This is a genomic window from Parvularcula mediterranea, from assembly GCF_013085255.1.
GTDB classification, from domain to species: domain Bacteria; phylum Pseudomonadota; class Alphaproteobacteria; order Caulobacterales; family Parvularculaceae; genus Parvularcula; species Parvularcula mediterranea.
Genome location: NZ_JABFCX010000003.1, coordinates 1,262,018 through 1,284,285 on the forward strand (window position 1 = coordinate 1,262,018; position 22,268 = coordinate 1,284,285).

Below are 22,268 nucleotides of genomic sequence, written 5' to 3' on the forward strand. Positions count from 1 at the left end.
CGCCATGATTGCCGCCATCGCATCGATGCTGATGCTTGCCCAAGCTGAGACATTTGCTCCGCAGCCATTCCTTGAGAAGGTGCTTGAAGAGGAGAAAGCGCCTGGAGGTGTGCTGATTATCGTTCCCCATGCAGGGGAGATCGGCGTCACGTTCGCTGGCGAGCGGAGGATCGGGAGAGGGGACGCGCCTGAGCCGTCCGACTACTGGCATATCGGCTCCAACGCCAAGGCGATGACCGCGGCCCTCGCGCTGGCCATGGTTGAGAAGGATATGATCAGCCTTGAGAGTACTGTCAGCGAGGTTCTTGGCGATGCCTTCAAGATTCATTCTGGCTGGTCGGATGTCACGCTCGAAATGCTGCTGACCCATCGCAGTGGCTCGGCGCAGAACCCGAGCCGGCTGACCATGGTGCGCTACATCATCTTCCCGGCGAAGACCGAAAAGGCGACGGTGAAGGCGCGGCAGGGTGAGCTCAAAAAACTGCTCAAGAGCCCACCGGACAATGATCCGGGTGCCGCGTTCTCCTACTCAAACCTTGGCTACACGCTGGCAGGGCACATGCTCGGCACGGCAGCCGGGACCAGCTATGAAGAGGCGCTGCGCACCCATCTTCTGGGACCACTCGGCATGGAGATGCTCGTCGGTGCGCCGGAAGGCGGTGCGGGGATGATCTCGGGGCACAATGGCGATCCGCTCGAGGCCGGTCCGCCAGCTGCCGACAATCCTGCGTTGATGGCGCCTGCTGGGACGCTCAGCTTTACGGCTGCCGATTACGCAGAGTTTCTCCGTGACCAGCTCCGCGGCGCGCGGGGAGAAGAGGCGCTGCTTTCGCCTGAGAGCTACCGCCGTCAGCACACGCCCGTCTATAAGGAGGACGGCTATGCCCTCGGCTGGGGTGTCCGGCCTGATGGCAGCCTCGGCCATTCGGGCAGCAACACCTTCTGGATGGCCACCGCGCTCATCGATCCCGAGAGCGGCTACGCCGTCGCGCTCCTGACCAATAGCGGTGAAGCCGATGGCCTCGGTGAGCATCTCCGCGAGGTTCTCGGAGCGCTGGAGCCTAAGGCGAGCCTTAATGAAGATCCGGTAGAACCGACCCCCTGATGCGGGAGCGCAACGCTTCACAAGTCCCTTCATGAAGAGGAAGTGACTTGAGAGGCGAAAACTTGAAGGGCAATTCGCGTTGGTCCAGAGTTTGCAGTGCACACTGTGAACGAGATCGCACGTTTTTGGGGGAGGCCTTATGCGCTTCGCAACTCTTATCGTCGCTGCACTGGCGCTGGCCGCCTGCGCCAGCTCCATCAAGCCGGTGCCGGAAACCGGTGCTTTCGGCGTCAAATATGTCGAGATCGATGGCGACTACTTCGTGAAGGTTGAAAAGGTCGGCGTCAGCCAGGCCGTCACCGTCATGGACTCGAACCATTCAGACCGTGGCCAGTGGAAGCGCCGTGACTGGGAGGCCTATGCCGATACGCTCTTCCCGGCCGACGAGCTGAGCTTCGAAGCCCTGCGCCAGCTGCGCGGCTCAAACCTCGTGCCTGGTGGCCTTGTCTCGCCGACGCCGAAGACTATTCCGCCCTGCGACACGACCAACGACCCCACCTATGCCAAGCAGCAGACCCGCACCGTGCGCCTTGCGAAGAAGCGCCAGCGGCTCGCAGGCGACGTGACGATGGTCACGACGTGCCTCCTGCACAAAGGCCTTTCTCCGGGGCAGTATGAGGGCATCCACAAGCGCCCGAACCCCTACCGCTTTCCGACGCGCTACGAGACGATCATCGACCTCGATCGTGACGATAAGGCAGAACAGCGCAACGTCCGTATCCGGAACGTCAAGAAGGCCATGGTGGTCGAGTTCCTGAAGAGGGAAACCTCAATCCCGAAAAAGGTTCGCCAGCAGCTCGAGCTCGCCCTCGACCGGATGTAGGCGGCAACCATCGAACACAAGAAAGGCCCGGGCGGGAACGTCCGGGCCTTTTTCGTTGTGGTCAGTCCGCCGTCGCCTGCTTCCAGGCCTCACGCTCCGTACACCGCTTGAAGTAAGCCTTCACGCTGTCAGGCGCGTGGTCGAAGATCTTCGCGAACTTGGCGAGAAGCAGCATGTACGCCACCGAGATATCAGCTGCGGAAAAGCCCGTGGGCAGAAGATAGTCATTCGCTTCGAGTGGGCCCGCGAGTACGTCGAAGCAGCGCTTGCTTTCGATTTCTCCGTACTTCGCCATGGCGGGGATGCGGCGCTCCTCCGGAAGGAGAGTCTTATGGCCAAGCGCGAGGGTGACATACATGCCCATGCCTGCCTCGCCGAAATGCAGCCACTGGAGGTAGGGTCCGTAGAGCGGGTCATCAGCCTGCGGAGCGAACTTCTCGCCGCCGGGCTTGGTGAGCAGGTACTGCATGATGGCGGTCGACTCAAAGAGGATCAGGCCATTTTCCTGCATGGCGGGGATCTTCCCGGCCGGGTTGATCGCGCGATATTCGTCCGAGGACAGATATTCTGGCTTATTCGGGACCTGAACGATCTCGTGGTCGAGACCCATCTCAAGGCATAACCACCTTGCCCGGACCGAGCGGGCGAAGGGGGCATGGAAGATCTTGATCGTCATGGCGTTTCTCTCCGTTTGGTAAAGCTTACCAAGGTTTGAGCTTTTTCTGCCCGTTCTGGCCAGTCTGTCGCAGGTTTCGGCCTCGCCGGGCCCGGGGGCGAGCCCTACTTTCCGATTGTCGATAAACGACTGGGAGACCCCACCATGAAGACCCTCAAAGCCCTTCTTCTCGCAGCTGGCGCACTGTCGCTGGCCCCTGCCGCCATTGCCCCGGCCGCGGCGCTCGACCATCACGGCAAGAAGAAAATGGCGAAAGCCGAGAAGACGATCGTCGGCGTTGCCGCTGGCGTAGAAGACTTCGCCACGCTGGTCGCCGCCGTGAAGGCCGCCGATCTCGTGGACACACTGAACAGCGACGGTCCGTTCACGGTCTTTGCCCCGACCAATGCCGGGTTCGAAAGCCTGCCCGAAGGCACGGTCGAAACGCTCCTCAAGCCCGAGAACAAGAGCGCGCTTCAGATGGTCCTCACCTACCACGTCGTGGCAGGCAAGGTGAAAGCCAAGGACCTCGTCAAGCTGATCCGCGAGAATGACGGCGAAGCTGTCGTGACCACGGTCGAAGGCACTGAGCTGACCGCGCGCATCAAGGATGGCGGCGTCGTGCTCGAAGACGCAGCAGGCGGCATGATCAATGTCGTGAAGACGGACATCGCCGCATCGAACGGCGTGATCCACGTCATTGACGGCGTGCTCTTGCCCGCTGGCAATGACGGCCACGATTCGTAGGCGGAATATCCGTAGGCAGCGCTAGGCTTCCCCTAGGGTCTAGCGCTCCCGGCCAGTCGCCTCCCGGACAATGGCATCAAGATTGCCCCTGATCCTGGTGAGGCGCTGGCTTTCTTCTGACAGGGCCGGATAGGCCCTTGTCATGGCAAGGATCGACGTCGTCGCGACGGAGACCTGGCCGTCCTTATCCTGATAAACCGCTGCGCGAAGCGGAAGCTCCGCTGCCATCAGCGGATCGCGCTGCATCAGCGGCGTACCGAAGGCCGGTGAGCCAAAGATGACGACCGTGGCTTCGGGAAGCTCGAGCCCAGCCTGCGCAGCTCCGGCCGCATGGTCGATCACCGCGAAGACCGTGAGGTCTCTCTGGTCGAGCGCCTCGTAAAGCCTGCGCATGGTCTCATCATGGTCAAAGCGGCTCGGCTCGGTGACGTAGCGGGGGGCGAGGGCCTGAGGCTCAACCGCGACATCGCCCGGACGCGGGCCCGGTGCATCACCCGAACAGGCTGCAAGAAGAGCGACCCCGAGGGCGGCTGCGATAGCTTTCTTCATGGCGTTCATCCCTGCGCATCCAGACTTGCGGAGACGGAACTAGTCTTCCCCGCGATGGCAAGCAATTGGTCCTTGGCTTCCATGGTCGCAAGGTAGCCGCGCTCGGCAATCTCATCGTGGCGGTCAAAGGCAGCGGGCGAGATGTCGTCGAGCCTTGGCGTGATCCTGACATCGGCAACGTCGATCTGAGCCCTCGCCGCCGCGAGGTGGGCCTGGACGATGTCCATGGTTGCGGCCGCCGTTTCCAGAAGCTGCGGTTTCGCAAGCGCTTTCGCCCGGGCCATGGAGATTTCCCTGCTGAGGAAGTTCTGGGTGTCCCTGATGAAGGTCGTCACGGGCTCCGGGAGAAAGCCGCTTTCTTCAGGCTCGGGCTCCTCCACCATGACCACTTCGCGGGTCTGGGGCCTGTCGAAGCGCTTCAGCGTGATCGCCGAGGCGTTGAGGTCGACTGCGATGACCCGAGTGGCGCCAAGCGACCGCGCGAGGCTGACCGGCACGGGGTTCGAGGCCGCGCCGTCGATCATCCATCGCTCCGCGCCGCGGAACATCACGGGCGCTGCTTGCATCACCAGCGGAATTGCGCTCGACGCGCGGGCGGCATCGAGGACCGAGCCCTTGGTCAGCCAGACCTCGGTGCCGGTCGCGAGATCCGTGGCGACTGCGCCCCAGGGCTTTTCGAGCTCTTCAATGTCCTTGTCGGCGTAGCGGAAGACCTGAAATGCCCGGGCAGGATCAACGAAGCCGCCTGCGCCGATGGAAATGGCGAACTGGCCGAGCGCACCGATGGGATCGAGCTCCTTCGCCCAGCTGGAGAATTCTTCCCAAATTCCTAACCGTCGCGCGGCACTGACGAGGGCTCCGGCGGAACACCCGGCGTCGACGTTAACGTCTATGCCGAGCTCATCGAGGGCTTTCAGCACCCCAACATGCGCCCAACCCCTTGCCGCGCCTGAGCCCCAGGCCACTCCAATGACAGGCGGATGATTTAACATGCTGACCCCTCGGGCGAACCACCGGATAAGACTTTCGCAAGGTCCGTTAACGATGGAGTAACGCTGTCTTGCGAACGAGAATAGGTCGATGTGCCGACCACGCACTTCGCTTGTACCCCATTTACCCTCAATGGGGCCGCGGGCGAGGCGCAATTCCCCGGCACGAGTGAGGGCAGCATGGCAGAAGCCGCGAACCGTTCACCTTTCAGGCTCCCCCGCGGAGTGAAGAAAGCCACCCTGAAGCCAGGCAAGGCCGGCTCAGGCAAGCAGGCGAAGCCGATGCAGTTCGCGCCCTCGGACGAGCACGCCGAGGCCGAGAAAGACTTCGACCAGTATCTCCAGGAGGCGATGACGAAGAAGGACGCGCCTTCTTCGCAGCTCTCCAAGGAAGAGACCGAGAGCGCCGCCGTCATGGCGCAGCGCCTTGCAGACCGCTACGCCGAGGACGGTGAGGGGATCACCGGCCGCGACCTTGCGATGCTCGCCAAAGCCGGCGCCGCCGTGACGGCCCCCGCTGAGGATGACGATGATCTCGCAGAGCCCCTCGACATGCAGAAGCTGATCCAGGCGCGTGAGAAGATGGCGGACCTGCCTCCGGCACGTCCTGAGAACGCAGGGCCGATCGACGAGCTGCCCACGAAACCGGAACTGAAACCCATGCCGCAAGAGAAGGCGAGCGCGGAGGAGACCCTCCAGCCGCTGCCAGAGGACGAGAAGCCTCAGAAGATAAAGCTCTCGCCGATGCCGTCCGAGGACGAGCTGCTTGAGGCGCTCAAGGGCTTCCCCAAGGGCGACGATGAGGGCGATGCGTTTGCGAAGAAGCTGGCTGAGCTCGCCGTCGAGGACGATCTGCCGACGGAAGAGTTTGGCGACGACGAGCCAGGCGGTGTGGGCGGCGGTCCGCGCCTTTCCTTCGCGGCTGACCCTCGCCTGCCAGGCGCAGAGCCTGAGCCGAAGTTCCGGGGGCTCGCCGAGAAGCTGACGCCGGTCGGTATCTGGCTGAGCTTTGCGACCATGGTTGGCGCTGTGGGTTATGCGGCCTCGCGGGGCGGCGTAGATCTCCTGACCGCCAGCCTCTTTGGCGCGGGCATCCTGATCTTCGTCACGGTGCTGACCCTTGGCGCGATGATGCAGGCCTATTCACCGATCCTGCTGACGAGCTTCCTCTTCAAGCGCCCCGGCCGGAAGAAGGATGAGGCGCTGGCGCTGGCTGGCGGCGATCTTCTTGGTGCTCTGGGCCTTGCTGAAGGCATCATCGACGCGGACGCCGATGCACGGCTCGTCACGACCCGCGATGGTGTCGTGGTCTATGCCAATGACGCCTATCTTCAGATTGCTGAGGAAGCGGGCATTGTCGGTGCGACCGGCCTGCCTCCGCGGATCGACCGCCTCTTCGGCCAGTCCGGCACCGAGAGCTCGAAGATGTTCCGCCTCGCCAAGGCCTGCCGCTCTGGCCTGGCCGCCGAAGAAGTCCTGACACAGACGATGGGCCGTTCGGTCCATGAGGCGCAGGGCGACCTGCCTGTCCGCCGGTTCACCGTGCAGACCCGCCCGATGCGTCCGACCGAAGACGGCCACATCTATTCCGCGTGGAGGCTTCAGGAGCAGGAAGTCGACCGCAAGCAAGATAGCCTCAAGGCCGCATTCTTCACCTATCCGCGGCCTGTCATTGCGGTTGAGCGCTCCGGCTCGATCGCTTGGATCAACACCGCAGCAGCCGAGCTCTTCGGCACGAAGCCGGGTCAGCCGCTGTCGCTCGGTGACCTCGTGCTCGGCGAATCGAACCCGGTGGTCCGTCACCTCTGGGAGCCTGAGGCAGAAGAGTACGAGGCTCGTATCCGCCAGCGCGGAGCGGCTGCGAACCAGTCCAAGGACGTGGTCCTGACGCCGTTCACCCGCGGCGGTCCCGGTGAAGGCTTCATCTGCGTTGAGGTCGCCGACAAGGCTGCTGCCAAGGCTGATCCTGAAGGCGTCACCGCAGGCGCGGACCTTACCGACGCACCATTCGGCATCGCTGTCCTCGAAGGTGATCCGTCAGCTGACGGCAAGGTCACCTACGCCAACGAACTCTTCCGCGGTTTCTTCCCGCAGGCCGATGAGGGCGCGAAGTTCACGAGCGTTCTTTCATCCGAGGCTGTCAGTGAGCTGATGGCTGCGCTCAAGTCGCGCCCGAACACCAAGCCGCTGACCAAGCCCATCGAAGTGCGGGTCGGGGAGGGCGCGCAGGCGCATACCTTCCGGCTCTTCGCGCGGCCCGTACGCCGCCGCCGCGGCGCGTACGGTCCCCGCCAGACCGTTCTTTATGCGGTGGACATCACCTACCAGCGCCGCATGGAGGAGGAGACGATCCAGGGCCAGAAGCTCCAGCAGATCGGCCAGATCGCAGGCTCCGTTGCCCATGACTTCAACAACCTCTTGCTGGTGGTGAAGGGCTCGACCGAGCTTCTTATGCGCAACCACCCGGTTGGCGATCCGAGCTACCGCGACCTTGCGATGATCTACGAGACCTCGCAGCGGGCGCAGGACCTGACGCGGAACCTCTTGGCCTTCTCGCGGAAGCAGACCCTGACGCCTGAGATCTGTTCGATTACGGAGCTCCTCAACGACTTCACCCCGGCGCTGAAGCGCTGTGTGTCGGAGAAGGTGCAGCTGAATGTGGTGCACGGACGAAACCTGCCTGAGGTCAAATGCGACAAGGGCCAGGTGGACCTTGCCATTATGAACCTCGCGGTAAACGCTCGCGATGCCATGACCGCGTCCAAGGGCTCAGGTACACTGACCATCGAGACCCGCCAGGTTCCTGCCGAAGAGATCAGCGAGTATGGCTACGAGGTCCTCGAAGAGGTCGACCATGTCCTGATCGAAGTCGCGGATACCGGCGGCGGTGTCCCCGAGGAGCATGTCGAGAAGATCTTCGAACCGTTCTTCACCACCAAAGGTGAAGGGCAGGGCACGGGCCTTGGCCTTTCCACCGTGGCCGGAGCCATCGGCCAGATGGGCGGCCGCATCTTCCTCTTCAACCGCAAGGGCGATGGCGCGACCTTCCGCATTTTCCTGCCTGCCGTCACCGCCGAGGAAGCCGCTGTCGCCAAGGAGCGCCGCCAGAACGTCAAGAAGGCCGAGGAGGCGAAAGACGTCACTGGCAAGGGCCGCATCCTCGTTGTCGAGGATGAAGACGGTGTACGGAGCATCGTTGTCCGCGCCCTCGGCATGTGCGGCTACGAGATCCACGAAGCCACCGATGGCGAAGAGGCGCTCGAGATGATCGAGGAAGACGAAGGCAGCTTCGACCTCGTCCTCACCGACATCATGATGCCTGAGATGGACGGGCCGACGCTGATCCAAGAAGCGGGCGACAAGCTCAAGGGCGCGAAGGTGGTCTTCATGTCAGGCTACGCCGAGGCAGCGATGCGCGAGAAGCTGAACGAGATCGATGGGGCCAAGTACCTCCAGAAGCCGTTCACCCTCAATTCGGTTGCTGCCGTGGTGAAGGAGGCGCTGGCCCGTTAACGCCAGCCATCTTAAGACAGAAAAAAGCCCCGGTCCGAAATGGCCGGGGCTTTTTCGTTTGTGCGGTTCGGGGGTCTAGCTCGCCAGATCGACCTGGACGATCTGGTCATCCTCTTCACACGGAGCGTCCCATGTCAGATGACGCTCCTCAAGAACGACAAGGTTGTTGAGGTTGATGACGTCCCCTGTGGTCTTGAACCCAAGAAGCTCTGCCACCTGATCTTCATCATGGCGTGCGATCATCAGGGTCTGCGCTGCGTCGAAGTTGGTGAGGCCGCGGGCGACCTCCGTGCCCTCCTCGTCGTAGACGTGGAGAACGTCGCCCTTGGCGAACTCACCCGCGACGGTGACGAGGTCAGCGGTCCTGACGCCGCAGCTGTTCTCACGTATCTTGTCCGCCGCTTCCTTGGTCACGGTCAGCGAACCAGCCATGGTCAGCCGGTCCGTCATCCAGAGGCGGAAGGCCGATTGCGGATCACCATTGGCGATGCACTTGGTTGCGCGGCGCTCGCCCGACAGGATGGTCGAGATGGGCGCCTCGAGGATGCCCTCGCCAATCCACGTGGTAACGCCCGCATTCTGCGCCATGTTGGCCGCCTGCATCTTCGTCAGCATACCGCCTGAACCGAGGGAAGAGACACCGGTCGTGGCTTCGATATAGCCCGACACATCCTCGACCTCCGGCACGAAGGATGCCTCAGGGTCCGATGGCGCCTTGTCGTAAAGGCCATCGATCGAGGTGAGCATGACAAAGTCCTGGGCCTGGATCATCTGGGCGATGCGGGCTGCCAGGCGGTCATTGTCACCAACGCGGATTTCCTCCGTCGTCACCGTATCGTTCTCGTTGATGATCGGCAGGATGTCGTTGTCGATCAAACGCTCGATCGTGTTCTTGGTGTTGAGGTAGCGCCTGCGGTTTTCCATGTCATCCGACGTCAAGAGAACCTGCGCGATATCGACACCGAATTCTAGGGCGACCTGCTTGTAAGCGTGGAGGAGAAGCGGCTGACCGCACGCGGCGGCGCCCTGCTTGTCCTGGAGGGAGGCCTTGCCCGGCTCGACATTCATCATCGACAGGCCAACGGCCGCGGCGCCTGACGAGGTGAGGACCACGTCGGCGCCCTCGCGGCGCAGCTTGGCGATGTCGGCCATGAGGCCGTGGAGAAAGGCGTAGCGGATGGTCAGGTCGTCTTCGTTGACAAGGAGGCTGGACCCGACCTTCACGACGATGCGGGGTTTAAGAGAATACAAAAGAAAAAACTGCCCGATTTGCTGGAGAGCGCGGCCTACCAAAAAAAGATCACAATACAAGTCATCGGGAACCATCTCGCGAAAAAGTGCTAGGCTCACATCCATGTGAGCGCAGATTTATTGCTTATTATAGGCGAGGTTGAGGCATCCTCGCGCGGGTTGCGCAGAGTTCCAGCTTGCGTTACCCGCAGCCCTCGACGCCGGGAAACTATCCCGGCGAATGCTTTTTATCGGCTTCGAGCCGGGACTATGAATGGAGATTTTTATGCTGGATGCTGCCGAGACCGGTGTGCGCGCTGAGGTTCGTGAGCTCTGCCTGAGAGCACGCGACGGCGCGCGCGGCCTCGCCAAGGCCAGCGAAGAGGCCAAGGATCTTGCCCTGCGCGAAGCGGCGAAAGCGCTGCGCGCGCGGACAGAAGAGCTGGTTGCCTCGAACGCCAAGGATGTTGAAGGCGTGAAGGCCGCGGGTAAGCCTGACTCCTTTATCGACCGCTTGATGCTCGACGCTGAGCGCATTGACGGCATCGCCGCGGCGCTTGAGCAGATCGCGGACCTGCCCCATCCCGTGGGCCGCAAGCTTGCAACTTTTGAGCGCCCGAACGGCCTTGTCATCGACCGGGTCGCGGTTCCGATCGGCGTCATCGGCATGATCTACGAAAGCCGCCCGAACGTCGGCGCCGATGCTGGTGGCCTTTGCCTCAAGTCAGGCAACGCCGTGATCCTCCGCGGTGGTTCGGAGAGCACCCATTCGACGGAGATCATCGTCTCCTGCATGCAGGAAGGCCTCAAGAAGGCTGGCCTGCCGATCGAGGCCGTGCAGAAAGTTCCGACTACGGACCGCGCTGCGGTTGCCGCGCTCCTTCAGGCCGTCGGCCTTGTGGACCTCGTCATCCCGCGCGGCGGCAAGGGGCTCGTCAGCCTCGTGCGTGACCAGGCGCGGGTGCCGACGCTCCTTCACCTCGACGGCAACTGCCACACCTACATCCATGAGAAGGCTGACGCCGAGAAGGCGGCGGCCATTGTCGCCAATGCCAAGCTCCGCCGGACGGGCATTTGCGGGGCGACCGAGAGCCTCGTGATCGACCAAGCAGCGCTTCCGATGCTGCCGAAGATCGTCGATGCGCTCGAAGGCTGTGAGCTGCGCGGCGACGCGGAAGCACGTGCCGCAGACAGCCGGATCGGCGAAGCGACGGAAGATGATTGGGGCACGGAATATCTCGATAGTGTCCTCTCCATCAAGACCGTCGACGGCCTTGATGAAGCCATCCGCCACGTCAGTGGCTACTCCTCGCACCACACCGACGCGATCGTCACGGAAGACCAGGCAGCAGCCGAGCGCTTCCTCACCGAGATCGACAGCGCGGTCGTCATGCACAATGCCTCGACGCAATTCTCCGACGGCGGCGAGTTCGGCATGGGCGCCGAGATCGGCATCGCCACGGGCAAGATCCACGCCCGCGGCCCGGTCGGCCTCGAGCAGCTGACGACCTTCAAATACACCGTTCGCGGTGAAGGCCAGACGCGGACCTAGCCTTTCGCTGTCATTCCGGGGCGCCCACTGGTCGAGCCCGGAACCCATACGCCGCAGACTATGGGTCCCGGACCGGCCAAAGGCCGTCCGGGATGACAGTACGGAGGGATTGCGGCACACCAAACAAAACACAGGGCAGGCAGAGCCATGAACACCTACGCACTCGTTTCCCTCGCGGGCTATTTCGTCCTGATGCTCGGCATCGGGCTTTACGCTTACCGGGAGAGCACGGACGACAGTGCCGGTTACCTCCTTGGCGGACGGAAGCTGGGTCCAGCGGTGGGTGCGCTCTCCGCAGGCGCGTCGGATATGTCAGGCTGGATGCTGCTCGGGCTACCGGGTGCAGTCTTCGTTGCGGGTCTTTCCGAGGCATGGATCGCCGTTGGCCTCGTCATCGGCGCTTTTTTCAACTACCTGCTCGTTGCTCCAAGGCTTCGTCTTTATACGGAGATGGCCGACGATGCGATCACCATCCCCGACTATTTCGAGAAGCGTTTCGACGACAAGAGCCGCGCGCTGCGCGTACTTTCGTCCGTGGTCATCATCATCTTCTTCACGGTCTACACCTCGTCAGGTGTCGTGGCAGGCGGGAAGCTGTTCGAGGCAAGCTTCGGCCTCGACTATACCCTTGGCCTGTTCCTGACGGCGAGTGTCGTGGTCGCCTACACGCTGTTCGGCGGATTCCTCGCAGTCTCGCTCACGGATTTCGTGCAGGGCTGCATCATGTTCATCGCGCTCATCCTCGTGCCGATCGTGACGATCATGGTGCTCGGCGGCTTTGGTGAGACGACCTCGATCCTGAGCGCGGAGAACCCGGCTCTTCTCTCCATGATGGAAGCTGCTACGTCCGACGGCGCGGCGCGCGGCGTTGGTTTCATTGCGCTGATCTCGCTTCTCTCTTGGGGCCTTGGTTACTTCGGCCAGCCGCACATCATCGTCCGTTTCATGGCCATCCGTTCCCTGAAGGATGTCACCGTCGCACGGCATATCGGCATGAGCTGGATGATCGTCACCGTCCTCGGCGCCATCGGCGTAGGTCTCGCAGGCCGCGCCTACATGATCACCAATGAGGTGGAGATCGCCGAGTATCTCGCAGGGAAGGGCGGCATCGATGCCTTCGACGCGGAGACGATCTTCATCGTCCTGAGCCAGGTCCTCTTCCATCCGCTCATCGCAGGCTTCCTTCTCGCGGCAATCCTTGCGGCGATCATGTCGACCATCTCGAGCCAGCTTCTCGTCTCGTCGAGCTCGCTGACCGAGGATTTCTACAAAATCTTCCTGCGCAAGTCGGCGTCGGACAAGGAGCTCGTCATGGTGGGCAGGATCTCCGTCCTCGCCGTCTCGCTGGTCGCTATCGGCCTCGCGCTCGACCGGTCGTCGAACATCCTGACGCTCGTCTCGAACGCATGGTTCGGGTTCGGTTCAGCCTTCGGGCCGGTGATCCTCTTCAGCCTCTTCTGGAAGAAGATGACCCGCACCGGCGCACTTCTCGGCATGCTCACCGGCGCAGCCGTGGTGCTCCTCTGGGTCTATGGCCCTGAAGGCGCGCACCAGCAGGTCGCCGCCATCATCCCTGGCTTCGCCCTCGCCACGGCAGGCATCGTGCTTGGCAGTCTCCTGCCTTCCGCGCGGACGGCAAGTCTCGCCGCGCGGCATGAGGAGATGGAGGCGGCGCTCCAAAAGGGCTGACCTTCGGGACCTTCGGCGGGCAACTGCAATTTATGCCCGCAGAACTGCCGACGGTGCGAGCCTTGAGGGCGTCTCCGACCTATCATCCCATCCCAGCCGTCATGGCGGCAGAAGGGATCGGTGGGCGTGGACGAAGACCCTGGACCAGACATTCCGGTATCGGCGCTCGATGCGCTGCGCCTCTCTGCGCTGGACGCGGGCCTGTCGGTTGATCGGCTAGCCGGTGATCTGGGGCTCGATGTCTCTCCTGAACGCAGCGAGACAGGCGTTCCCCTGACGGGCTTCCTTCGGCTGCAGCGGCGAATCTTCCGGCTCATGGGTCCCGACGGCTCTGTCCTGCCCCAGCAAAGCATCGCCAGCGCGATCGACATCGTGAAGGCGCGGCTACCGGAAACCGGGACGCTGCAGGATGCACTGGAAATCGTTGCGGACGCCATCAATCTCGTCTCGGGCGATAAGCGCGTCGCCGTCGTCCAGACCCGGGATGCCCTCCGGCTTGAAGCGTCTCTTCTCTCCATCGGATCTGCGCCCAGCGATCCGGGGGAGGTGCTTTTCTCCAATGAGACCAATCTCCTGCTGCTCCATGCGCTGATCCAGGTGACTACTCAGGGCACAGCCGAGCGGGCGTGGCGGGGCGTTGAGCTGCAACGAACCTCGGGCCCTTCGACCGTGCCGTTCGAACGGCACGTGCCTGTCGCCTATGGTTCATCGCTGGCGGCGCTGCTCTATGATCCGGTGTTTGCCAAGCAGGAGAGCCAGTTCGCGCCTGTCCCTGCCGTGACCCTCGACCGGCTCACCGAAGAACAGCTCTCGATCCTAAGGTCCGAGACCAAGACCGCCGACTTCTCCAATAAGGTCCGCATGCTGATCGAGCGCGGTGCCGAGGACCAGTCAACGATCGCAAGGCGCCTTGGGATGTCCGTCGCGACCTTGCGGCGACGCTTGACCGAGGAGGGCGCAAGCTTCCGGCAGATCCGTTCGGACGCTCTTTCGGTTCTGGCCGACCAGTTCCTCGGCTCGGAGATGCCTTTGGCGCAAGTCGCCAATCGCCTGGGCTTTTCTGATACGCGCAGTTTTTCAAGGGCTTACAAGTCCTGGTCAGGCGTCACGCCGAACGCCCGGCGCAAGGCTTTGAGGGCCTGAGGGAACTCACCCGCGATATTCTGCGTTGCTGAGGCATGATCAAACAGTGCCTCTCGGGCCTTGCCGCCTCGCTGCTCATCTCCGTTGCCCACGCTCAGGTCGAGGAGGGCGGCGCTTCGCCAAGCACTCTGCCGGGTCTCGACGGATCGCAGGGGCTAGCGGCCTATTATGATGACGGCGGCCAGCGGCTGTTCACCGGGTCGCGCCGTGCCAACAGGCGTCTTGGACAGCTGATCGATGTCCTCCGCGAGATCGACGCAGCGGGCTACAATGCCGAGGCCTATGGCCTGTCGAAGCTCGAAGGGATGCGAAGGCAGGGCGGCGATGAACTTGAACGCACCGCCGCTCTTGCATTCTCCAGCCTTGCGCTCGACCTGCGCGAAGGACGGACCGATCCACTGATCACGTATACGGAGGAGCAGGTTGCGGAGAAGCAGCTCCGCCGAGCTGACATCCTAGAAGCGGCATCAACGACGAGGTCGATCAAGCGCTATCTCAGCGACTTGAGGACGGACAATCCGATCCAGGAAGCGCTGATCAGCTACCTCCCGGAGTATCGTCAGTATGCTAAGGACAATGCCTGGTCCTCGATCTCCCTTTCGGAGAACGTCCTTGAACAGGGTGCGACCGGCGAAGATGTCGCCGCGGTTGAGGAACGCCTCGCGGCGGAGGGATTCTACAGGGTCCCGCGCCGCGCTAAGGACGAACCTGCACTCTACACGGAAGATCTTGCGGAGGCCGTCAGCGCTTTTCAGACGAGCCGGGGCATCGTTGAAGATGGTGTCGTGGGCCCAGAAACCCTGCGCCGGATGAATGAGACGCCGCAGGAACTCGTGCGGTCGATCGAGCTCAATCTCGAACGTGCGCGCTGGCTCCCCGGGGAGTTTGCCGACCGGTTCCTGATGGTCAACATCGCCGATTTTACTGTTGGTGCTTGGAAGAACGAAAAGCAGGAATTCACGATACGGACGGTTGTTGGCACGCTCTACAATCAGACCCCGGTCTTCGCCGATGAGATGGAATATGTCGTGGCGAACCCCTACTGGAACATCCCCGCAAGCATTCTCGTTGAGGAAATCGCACCTCAACAGGCGAAGAACCCGGGCTATCTTGCCTCCAAGAACATGGAAGTCGTCGAAGGCTGGGGCAATGATGCTCCCGTGATCGACCCCGGCAGCATCGACTGGTCAAACGTCACCGGCGGTGAGGGCTGGCGCGTGCGCCAGCGAGGTGGGCCTACCAACGCCCTTGGCCTGATCAAGTTCATGTTCCCTAATCAGTATGCAGTCTATCTTCACGACTCGCCTGCCGAGAGCCTCTTCGACCGGACGGACCGCGCCTTCTCGCACGGTTGTATCCGCGTCGAGGACCCGCAGAAGCTTGCCGAATGGGTTCTTCAGGGAACGGAATGGTCAGGCCGCGAGGCTGAGCTGATCAATGGCGGCGAACGCCGTCAGATTGCGCTGGCCGAGAAGATCCCGACCTATATCGGCTACTTCACCGTCTGGCCCGACGAGGACGGCAGCCCGCTCTTCCTTGACGATCTCTACGACCGGGACGATGCCCTCGACCAAGCGCTGCGGGAGCAGGAGCGAAGCGACGAGCAACGTTTCGCCAGCCTCGTCCGCTAGGCGGTTACTTGGGTCGGTTCTCCCGGCAAAGCGACGGGCCTCAGCCGGTAGCGTTGAGGTCGGTGCTAACAGCTCTGGGCGCATACCTCGCCGTGGCAGCGAAGCAAACAACTGCAGCGCAATTCAGGCACCGTCGGCAAATGCTGTTGAGGAAATGGTGGAGCTAAGCGGAGTCGAACCGCTGACCTCTTCAATGCCATTGAAGCGCTCTACCAACTGAGCTATAGCCCCGGACCCTTTCGGGCGGAGCAGGGTGAATAACGGACGCCTGCGGTCCGCGCAAGAGGCTGGTTTCACCTTTTTTCCTCACCCCGTGCGTGGCTGCAAGACGGCAGCCGTCAGCGTTGCGACACCCGCTTAAATCCCGCTTCAGAGCTGGCGAGGCGATTAATGATCGCCCCGCCACCGCAGCTAGGCTTGCGCCTGTTCTGGCTCTTCGACGGCGATGAAGCCGCCTGACTGGCGCTTCCAGAGGGAGGCATACAGGCCGTCCTTCCGCAAAAGCTCTTCATGCGAACCTTCTTCGATCACGACCCCCTGATCGAGCACCACGAGCCTGTCCATCGCGGCAATGGTGGAGAGCCGGTGCGCGATGGCGATGACGGTCTTCTCGCCCATCAGCTCATCGAGCCGCTCCTGGATGGCAGCCTCGACTTCACTGTCGAGCGCGGAGGTCGCTTCGTCGAGGACAAGGATCGGAGCATCCTTCAGGACGACACGCGCGATGGCGATCCGTTGGCGCTGGCCGCCGGAGAGCTTGACGCCGCGCTCGCCCACATGGGCATCGAGACCCTTTCGCCCTTTCTTGTCCTCGAGCTCCTGAATGAATTCCCACGCTTCGGCCTTTTTCGCCGCGGCGATGATGTCCTCTTCCGTTGCGCCGGGTCGTCCGTAGGCGATGTTCTCGCGGATCGAGCGGTGCATCAGGGACGTGTCCTGCGTCACCACCCCGATATTGCCGCGCAAGGAATCCTGCGTGATGCCGGAGATGTCCTGCCCATCGATCAGCACACGGCCGCCTTCGACATCGTGGAGCCTGAGGAGCAGGTTGACGATGGTCGATTTGCCTGCACCTGAACGCCCGACAAGGCCGACCTTCTCCCCCGGCCTCACATGGAGATCAAGGTCCTGAAGGACGGTCTTATTGTCCTTGCCGTAGTTGAAGTTGACGGCGTTGAAAGCGATTTCACCGCGCGCGACTTGCAGCTGCTCTTCCGAGCGGTCGACCACGGTCAGCGGCTTGGAAAGGGTCTCCATCCCATCCTGCGTGGTGCCGATGTTCTCGAACAGGTTGGCCACCTCCCACAGGAAGTAGTGGCTGATCCCTTGGAGCCTGAGCGCCAGGGTTGCCGCGAACGCCACCGCACCCACGGTGATGATGTTGCCAGACCACAGCCAAAGACCGAGGCAGAGAATGCTCGCAATCATCAACCCATTCATGACGTGAAGCGTCATGGACAGGCCGGTCGCAAGGCGCATCTGCGGGTAAACGGAACCGAGCATCGTCCGCATACCCTCCTTCGCATACTCGTCCTCCGCCGGGCCTGTGGAGAACAGCTTGACGGTGCCGATGTTCGTGTAGGCATCAACGATCCGCCCCGTGAGCATCGACCGGTCGTCCGACTGCTTCTTCGAAATCGCCGCCATTTTCGGCAGGAAGAACATCCCTGCGCCGATGTAGGCTGCGAGCCAGAAGATGAGCGGAAGCGTGAGCCGCCAGTCATTGGCGAAGAACAGCGCAAAGGCCGAACCAAAATAGACCGTGCCCCAGACGACAAGGTTCGAAAGCTTGGCCGCGGTCTCCCGTGCGCCAAGCGCAGCCTGCATCAGCTTGGTTGCAATGCGGCCTGCGAAATCGTCGGCAAAGAACGAGGAGGACTGACGAAGCATGTAGCGATGGGCGCGCCAGCGGATCGACATGGGCATGTTGCCCATGATCCCCTGGAGGAACGCCAGCTCGTCGATCAGCGTGAACAGCGGCCACGCCACCGCGATCATCAGTGCGGCGAAGATGAGCTCGCCCATGTGCTCGGACAGGAAGTTCTCAGGCCCCGACTCCGCAGCGAGGTCCACGAGGTGACCGATGCGCTCGAAGGCGAAGACCTCGATGAACGCAATGACGATCGAGGTCAGGATCGTGACGAGGAACAGCCACTTGAACGGCTTGGTATAGTGCCAGATGAAGGCCCACAGTTTCGTTGGCGGACGCTCGGGCTTTTCATCAGCAAGCGGATCGATGAAGTTTTCAAAAGTTCGGAACAGCATATTGGCCTCAAGCTGCCCCGGGGTGGGTTCAAGGCAGCCGGACCGGATAGTGGAGACGAGGAAAAGCTCCAAGGCTTTTTCTCAGTCTGCGTGCTAATTACTCAGATGTGTGGCCTTGAGCGCACACGGGCGAGGCTTCGGGCATAAAGCGCGAAGGTCTCTTTAGCGCCTTCGAGGATCGCTTCTTCTTCCTTCTCAGGGACTTGGCTTGCGAGGAGCGGGCGCATCTCCCGCCAATAGGCCGCGAGCCTCTCGTCATTGATGAAGCGGTGGGCGAGGGCGACCTTGGCCTCGGGCGCTTCGGCCCAGCGTCTGCGAAGGACTTCCGTGCCGAGGGCGGAGCCCGCGATGACGTAGGCAGCGCCCATGAGGTGATGGCCGAACCTTTCTCCTGACGGCTGTTCGGCGCAGTCCCCCATCGCCTCGAGATCGGCTTCGATCAGCCGAAGGCGGGCCGGGAGCGCAGGCAGCTCAAGCGCACCCTCCAGCGCTGCTTCCATGACGGAAAGCGCCGCGTGATGGGCCTTCAGGAAGGCGGCGAAATCCTCAGCATCGGCAAGGTCGAGTTCGGAAAATGCAGCGTCGACGCGCTCATGCTCCTCACGCGTTCCCGCGCGGAGCAGGTCCCTGAGCGTCTTCGTCCTATCTGCCATTTCTGGAACTTAGTCCCAAGCGCTTGACCGTAAAGGGAGCTTCGCATCCGGGGGCTGCGCTGGCCGATGGGCATCGAGCGGGGAGGCGCTACATCCACCTTCGGGAGGCGTCATGGTCTATATACTACTCAATTTCGGAGCCATCCTTGCGGCAACCGTCGCCGGTTATGCGTTCGGCGCAGGCTATTACATGGCGCTGGCGAAGCCGTGGATGGCGGCGACAGGTATCAACGAGCGGGACATCAAGGAGCGGTCAGGCCTCGCTGCGGCGCTACCCTATCTCGTTGCCTTCATCGCCGAGTTCTGGATCGCGGCGATCATCGTCGGAGCCCTGATCCTTGCGCCTGAGGAGGCCGGGGAATGGACGATGGCCCTTGGGACGGCCTTTATCCTCTGGATTGGCTTCGTGTTCCCAACCATGGCCGTCAATGACCGCTATTCCCTGAGGCCTTGGTCACAGACCCTGATCAATGGCGGGCACTGGCTGGGGGTCTTCGTCATTCAGGTGGTGGTGATGCAGCTTATGGGACTTACGCCGCCGCCCTCCGCAATGTGAGCGTGCGCTTCCGCATGGTAACTTGGCCCGTGTCCCTATCTGGCGGCATGGGTCCTGCATCCATCGCCGGAGGCGAGCCTCGCTCCGGTTCGCCTGGGGAGCGATCATGACCGAGATGCGAAGCCAACGGGATATGCGGGCGCTGATGCGGCCCTATTGGCGCGCCGCTGCGCTGTTCTCGCTTGCCGTGAACATCCTGTTTCTCGTTTCACCGATCTACATGCTGCAGGTCTATGACCGGGTCCTGACCACCGGGTCGATGCCTACGCTGATCCTCCTCAGCGGTATCGCCGTCTTCCTCCTCGTCATTTATCTCTTCGCCGAAGCTGGCCGGAAGCGGGTCTTCTCGCGCGCTGCCGAAGCCTTGGGTACCTCGCTCGCTGGCCCGACCCTGCGGCGGGGTCTGTCCGATCCAGCGGCGGGCCGTACACAGACGCTTTCCGCGGCCGCGCAGCTGAACACGGTTCAGGGTGCGCTGCAGCAGGGGCTTCCGGGTACGATCCTTGATCTTCCGTTCTCGCCCTTTTTCCTCCTTGTGCTGTTCATCGTCCACCCTGTGCTGGGCGCGGTGGGCCTTGGCGGTGCGCTTCTCCTCGTGGGACTGGCACTCCTCAACCAGCGCATGACCGAAAGGCCTCTCGCGGAAGCGGGACAGGCGGAGAGCGCAGCGCAGACGGAACTTGCGCAGCTTGTCCGCCAACAGGGCGCCATCCTCGGCATGGGTATGCTCGACCGCGCGCTAGGCCGGTGGCTGGCCATCCGTGCGCAGGCGAGCGACGCGAGCCTCGAGGCTGGTCTTCCAAGCACGTTCCTTGGCGCAGCCACGCGGTCCTTCCGTCTTGTCCTCCAGGTCGCTGTCCTCGGCACCGGCGCGTTCCTCGCCGTCAGGGGCGAGGTCTCTGCTGGCGCCATCATCGCAGCCTCGATCCTTTTCGGGCGCGCAGTGGCTCCGATCGATCAGGCCGTGAACGGATGGAAACAGCTCTCCAGCACCATCGAGGCGTGGCGCGGTCTCGGCGCATGGCTCGGCGAGGGGCATGCGGAGCAAACACCGCCGACGCCGCTCCCCCGGCCAGAGCCCGTTCTTGAGTTCGAAGAGCTGCAGGTCACGATCCCCGGCGCAGATAAGCCTCTGCTGGCACCGATCGATCACAGCTTCGAAGCTGGCCGCATCGTCGCGCTGCTCGGCAGCTCTGGCTCGGGCAAAACCTCACTCCTGCAGACCGTGGCCGGCGCATGGCCGCCGCTCGATGGTGCGGCGAGGCTTGGCAAGCGGGACATGGCGCGGTGGGATAGCTCCGACCGCGGACGGTATATCGGCTACCTGCCTCAGCATGTGGAGCTTCTGCGCGGGAGCATCTTCGAGAACATCGCGCGGTTCGAGGATACGGCCCCAGAGAGGGTCTTTGCCGCAGCCCGCCTCGCCCATTGCCACGACCTCATCCTGTCCTTCCCCGAAGGCTACGACACCAAGATCGGCGAGGGCGGACACTTCCTTTCCGCCGGGGAGCGGCAGGCGGTGGGTCTCGCGAGGGCATTCTTTGGCAATCCGGCTTTGATCGTTCTCGACGAGCCGACAGCACACCTTGATGCGGACCTTGTGCGGGGCCTCCTCACGACGATAGCCGAGCTGTCCAGGAAGCGTCCAGAAGATCGCCAGCAGACGATCATCATGGCGACCCACGACATACGCCTCATCGGGGCCGCCGACGATGTGATGGTTATTCGCGAGCGGACCACGCAGGTCATTCCGAGGTCAGACTATCTTGACCGTGTGTCAGAGCTGCGGAGGGGCAAGCCTTCCAGCGAAGGAACGTCGACACCTTTGACCGTGAGTCTCAAGCGCAGGGAGCCTGACAATGGCTGACAGGGCTTCGATCTTCCGTGACAAGAGCATCCTTCTCTGCGCTGTCGTCTGCGCGCTCGGGCTTGGCGGCTTCCTCCTTTGGGCAGGAACCGCGCCGCTCGAAGAAGGGGTGACTGCGTCGGGCCAGCTGGTCGTGCGCGGGGACCGCAAGGAAATTGCTCACTTCGAAGGGGGCATCGTTCGCGAGATCCACGTCGCCGAAGGCCAGCAGGTTGATGAGGGCGAGCTCCTTATCACCCTCGAACCCGTCCAGAGCGAAGCGCAGCGCGATGATCTCGCCCAGCAGCTCTTTGCCGCTGAAGCAGGCCGGACGAGGCTTGAAGCCCTACGTGATGATCTGGGTGCACCTCAATTTCCCGACGACGGTCTCGCCCTCAGCGATGATGTCCGTCAGGGGATCATCGATCAGGAGGCTCGCGTTTTCGCCGAAGAGCGTGAAGCCTTCACCGCCGAGCGCCGGGTGCTCGCCACCCGCCGGGACGCAGCTACGGGCAGGGCCCGGGACCTCGCTGCCCAGATCACGGCGACCCGCGCCAATCTCGACGTCGCGAGGGACGAGCTTTCCCGCAGGCAGGAAGCCCTCGCGGAACAGCTCGACACCGTCGCCAACGTCCAGCGCGCCGAGCGGGATGTGCTGGCCCTCGAGGCAGAGCTCGCTGGCCTCGTCAGCAGGCGTAATGATGCGATCAGCGCTGCGGAAGAAGCGGGTACGCAGGAGGCTGAGCTTGTCAGCCGCTTCCGCCGGGATATCGAAACGGGGATCTCTGAAGCCTCGCGAAACGTCCTCTCCCTGACCCAGCAGCTTGAAGCCAGCGATGACCGCCTCTCGCGCACGCTCCTCCGGGCGCCGCTGGACGGCATCGTCCTTGGCCTCGAAGCGAACACCGTCGGCGGCATCGTCAGGCCGGGTGAGCCGGTGATGGAGATCGTGCCCGAGGAGAGCCGTCTCATTGCGCTCATCCGTATACCACCCACCGACCGTGAGGCTGTCCAGCCGGGGCAAGCGGTCGTCGCGCAACTTTCGGCCTACAAGCAGTACAGTGTGCCCCGCATCTCGGGCGAAGTCCTCTCCGTGAGCGCAGACCTTCGGGAGGAACCCTCAACCGGGGCGCAGTTCTACGAAGCCCGGGTGCTGCTGGATCCAGAAACCCTTACAGGGCTTACGTCGGTGGAGCTTGTTCCGGGCCTGCCCGTCGAAGCGTTCATCGCGTCAGGGCGGGCACGGACGTTCCTCGACTATATGCTGGAGCCCATTGCTTCAACGGTGCGAAGGGGGCTCAGCCTCCAGTGATCCGCGCGTG

The 22,268-nt window shown here is 62.8% G+C and carries 17 protein-coding genes and 1 tRNA gene; 11 read left to right on the top strand and 7 right to left on the bottom strand.

The genetic code is table 11. The features are described 5' to 3' along the window. Positions 1-4 precede the first annotated feature (4 nt). Together HK107_RS15030 and HK107_RS15035 are read left to right on the top strand one after the other, a co-directional pair. On the top strand, positions 5-1,105 hold the full coding sequence (locus tag HK107_RS15030) for a serine hydrolase domain-containing protein (RefSeq protein WP_173201264.1): 1,101 nt from the start codon (positions 5-7) through the stop codon (positions 1,103-1,105). A 139-nt stretch (positions 1,106-1,244) separates the two neighbouring features. Continuing rightward, the gene (locus tag HK107_RS15035) at positions 1,245-1,928 is read left to right on the top strand and encodes a hypothetical protein (protein WP_173201266.1); all 684 of its coding nucleotides are present in this window, start codon (positions 1,245-1,247) and stop codon (positions 1,926-1,928) included. A 61-nt stretch (positions 1,929-1,989) separates the two neighbouring features. Here the strand turns inward: HK107_RS15035 and HK107_RS15040 are convergent, their stop codons facing one another. Further along, on the bottom strand, positions 1,990-2,604 hold the full coding sequence (locus tag HK107_RS15040) for a glutathione S-transferase family protein (protein ID WP_173201268.1): 615 nt from the start codon (positions 2,602-2,604) through the stop codon (positions 1,990-1,992). Positions 2,605-2,748: 144 nt separating this feature from the next. Between HK107_RS15040 and HK107_RS15045 the strand changes: the two genes are divergently transcribed. After that, on the top strand, positions 2,749-3,330 hold the full coding sequence (locus tag HK107_RS15045; protein ID WP_173201270.1) for a fasciclin domain-containing protein: 582 nt from the start codon (positions 2,749-2,751) through the stop codon (positions 3,328-3,330). Between the two features lie 39 nt (positions 3,331-3,369). Here the strand turns inward: HK107_RS15045 and HK107_RS15050 are convergent, their stop codons facing one another. Together HK107_RS15050 and HK107_RS15055 are read right to left on the bottom strand one after the other, a co-directional pair. Further along, complete coding sequence (locus HK107_RS15050) at positions 3,370-3,879, bottom strand: DUF302 domain-containing protein (RefSeq protein ID WP_173201272.1); 510 nt, start codon at positions 3,877-3,879, stop codon at positions 3,370-3,372. Positions 3,880-3,884: 5 nt separating this feature from the next. Then, the gene (locus HK107_RS15055) at positions 3,885-4,871 is read right to left on the bottom strand and encodes a patatin-like phospholipase family protein (RefSeq protein WP_173201274.1); all 987 of its coding nucleotides are present in this window, start codon (positions 4,869-4,871) and stop codon (positions 3,885-3,887) included. Between the two features lie 177 nt (positions 4,872-5,048). Here HK107_RS15055 and HK107_RS15060 point away from each other — a divergent pair, with 177 nt between their 5' ends. Continuing rightward, entirely contained in the window at positions 5,049-8,381 is a 3,333-nt protein-coding gene (locus HK107_RS15060) for a response regulator (protein WP_173201276.1), read from the top strand. A gap of 75 nt (positions 8,382-8,456) precedes the next feature. Here the strand turns inward: HK107_RS15060 and proB are convergent, their stop codons facing one another. Then, on the bottom strand, positions 8,457-9,605 hold the full coding sequence (gene proB / locus HK107_RS15065; RefSeq protein ID WP_198912428.1) for a glutamate 5-kinase: 1,149 nt from the start codon (positions 9,603-9,605) through the stop codon (positions 8,457-8,459). A gap of 292 nt (positions 9,606-9,897) precedes the next feature. On the opposite strand from proB, the gene HK107_RS15070 reads away from it, so the two are divergent. The 4 genes from HK107_RS15070 (at position 9,898) to HK107_RS15085 (ending at position 15,626) form a co-directional block, all read left to right on the top strand. Continuing rightward, positions 9,898-11,163, top strand: a complete 1,266-nt coding sequence (locus HK107_RS15070; RefSeq protein WP_173201278.1) for a glutamate-5-semialdehyde dehydrogenase — start codon at positions 9,898-9,900, stop codon at positions 11,161-11,163. A gap of 147 nt (positions 11,164-11,310) precedes the next feature. Then, positions 11,311-12,852, top strand: coding sequence for a sodium/proline symporter PutP (putP, locus tag HK107_RS15075; RefSeq protein ID WP_173201280.1), 1,542 nt, complete (start codon positions 11,311-11,313; stop codon positions 12,850-12,852). A gap of 126 nt (positions 12,853-12,978) precedes the next feature. Then, positions 12,979-13,995, top strand: a complete 1,017-nt coding sequence (locus HK107_RS16030; RefSeq protein ID WP_173201282.1) for a helix-turn-helix transcriptional regulator — start codon at positions 12,979-12,981, stop codon at positions 13,993-13,995. A 35-nt stretch (positions 13,996-14,030) separates the two neighbouring features. Then, complete coding sequence (locus HK107_RS15085; protein WP_173201284.1) at positions 14,031-15,626, top strand: L,D-transpeptidase family protein; 1,596 nt, start codon at positions 14,031-14,033, stop codon at positions 15,624-15,626. Between the two features lie 155 nt (positions 15,627-15,781). Here HK107_RS15085 and HK107_RS15090 read toward each other — a convergent pair. The 3 genes from HK107_RS15090 to HK107_RS15100 all read right to left on the bottom strand — a co-directional run bounded on the left by HK107_RS15090 (position 15,782) and on the right by HK107_RS15100 (position 18,544). Beyond that, positions 15,782-15,857 (bottom strand) — tRNA-Ala (locus HK107_RS15090). 180 nt (positions 15,858-16,037) lie between these two features. Further along, complete coding sequence (locus HK107_RS15095) at positions 16,038-17,888, bottom strand: ABC transporter ATP-binding protein (protein WP_173201565.1); 1,851 nt, start codon at positions 17,886-17,888, stop codon at positions 16,038-16,040. 104 nt (positions 17,889-17,992) lie between these two features. Then, complete coding sequence (locus HK107_RS15100; protein WP_173201286.1) at positions 17,993-18,544, bottom strand: biliverdin-producing heme oxygenase; 552 nt, start codon at positions 18,542-18,544, stop codon at positions 17,993-17,995. Between the two features lie 112 nt (positions 18,545-18,656). Here HK107_RS15100 and HK107_RS15105 point away from each other — a divergent pair, with 112 nt between their 5' ends. The 3 genes from HK107_RS15105 to HK107_RS15115 all read left to right on the top strand — a co-directional run bounded on the left by HK107_RS15105 (position 18,657) and on the right by HK107_RS15115 (position 22,258). Next, positions 18,657-19,100 carry a DUF1761 domain-containing protein gene (locus tag HK107_RS15105; RefSeq protein WP_173201288.1) on the top strand — a complete coding sequence of 148 codons (444 nt, stop codon included), beginning with the start codon at positions 18,657-18,659 and terminating at the stop codon, positions 19,098-19,100. Between the two features lie 106 nt (positions 19,101-19,206). Next, a complete protein-coding gene (locus HK107_RS15110; RefSeq protein WP_173201290.1) occupies positions 19,207-20,967 on the top strand; it encodes a type I secretion system permease/ATPase in 1,761 nt (586 codons plus the stop codon). Continuing rightward, entirely contained in the window at positions 20,960-22,258 is a 1,299-nt protein-coding gene (locus HK107_RS15115; protein ID WP_173201293.1) for an HlyD family type I secretion periplasmic adaptor subunit, read from the top strand. The genes HK107_RS15110 and HK107_RS15115 overlap by 8 nt, the downstream gene beginning before the upstream one ends. Positions 22,259-22,268 lie beyond the last annotated feature (10 nt).